This is a genomic window from Streptomyces sp. NPDC001851, assembly GCF_040297165.1.
Taxonomy (GTDB): Bacteria; Actinomycetota; Actinomycetes; order Streptomycetales; family Streptomycetaceae; genus Streptomyces.
The window spans coordinates 1-1,123 of record NZ_JBEOYR010000093.1 but is presented as its reverse complement, the minus strand read 5'-3'; the positions used below and the strand labels follow the sequence as shown (position 1 = coordinate 1,123).

Annotated in this window: 2 protein-coding genes; both read left to right on the top strand. The window is 52.2% G+C overall.

Going from position 1 to position 1,123, the window contains the following annotated elements; translation table 11 throughout:
* Positions 1 to 26 precede the first annotated feature (26 nt).
* Complete coding sequence (gene nusG / locus ABT171_RS41715) at positions 27 to 572, top strand: transcription termination/antitermination protein NusG (protein ID WP_004929914.1); 546 nt, start codon at positions 27 to 29, stop codon at positions 570 to 572.
* A 165-nt stretch (positions 573 to 737) separates the two neighbouring features.
* Positions 738 to 1,123, top strand: a 386-nt coding sequence (gene rplK, locus ABT171_RS41710; protein WP_351252186.1) for a 50S ribosomal protein L11, incomplete at its 3' end; no start/stop codon positions are given.

Here is a 1,123-nt window from a genome sequence, read left to right as displayed (position 1 = left end):
GTTTATTACTGGCCTGAGGTTCTAAATTGTCTGAAGCTCCAAAAAAACGTTGGTACGTCGTTCAGGCGTTTTCCGGTTTTGAAGGTCGCGTAGCGCAATCGCTGCGTGAACACATCAAACTGCACGATATGGAAGAGCTGTTCGGCGAAGTGATGGTGCCTACGGAAGAAGTGGTTGAAATCCGTGGTGGCCAGCGTCGCAAGAGCGAGCGTAAATTCTTCCCTGGCTACGTGCTGGTGCAGATGGTGATGAATGACGCCAGCTGGCACCTGGTGCGCAGTGTACCGCGTGTCATGGGGTTCATCGGCGGCACGTCTGACCGTCCTGCGCCTATCAGCGATAAAGAAGTTGATGCGATCATGAACCGCCTGCAGCAGGTTGGTGACAAACCGCGTCCGAAGACGCTGTTCGAGCCGGGCGAGCTGGTGCGCGTCAACGATGGCCCGTTTGCCGATTTCAACGGCGTGGTCGAAGAAGTCGATTACGAAAAGAGCCGCCTGAAAGTTTCCGTTTCCATCTTCGGCCGTGCAACGCCGGTGGAACTGGACTTCAGCCAGGTTGAAAAAGGCTGATCGAATAATCAGCAATAAGCGGTCCGTTGCCGCTTGTCAAAGGCGCGAAATTGAACTTCAATTTCGCGCTTTTTGTTTTTAGATGCCTTGGCTGATGCCTGTCTGGCGAGGTTAAACACGGGGAGCCTCTCACGAGGCGATACTACCCAAACCGAGGAAATTTAAATGGCCAAGAAAGTACAAGCCTACGTTAAGCTGCAAGTTGCAGCTGGTATGGCTAACCCGAGCCCGCCAGTTGGTCCAGCTCTGGGTCAGCAAGGCGTTAACATCATGGAATTCTGTAAGGCATTCAACGCTAAAACTGACAGCGTTGAGAAAGGTCTGCCGATTCCGGTTGTTATTACCGTTTATTCTGATCGCTCCTTCACTTTCGTTACCAAAACCCCGCCAGCAGCAGTTCTGCTGAAAAAAGCGGCTGGTATCAAGTCTGGTTCCGGTAAGCCGAACAAAGACAAAGTAGGTAAAGTGACCCGTGCTCAGGTACGTGAAATCGCAGAAACCAAAGCTGCGGACATGACTGGTTCTGACGTTGAAGCGATGACTCGCTCCAT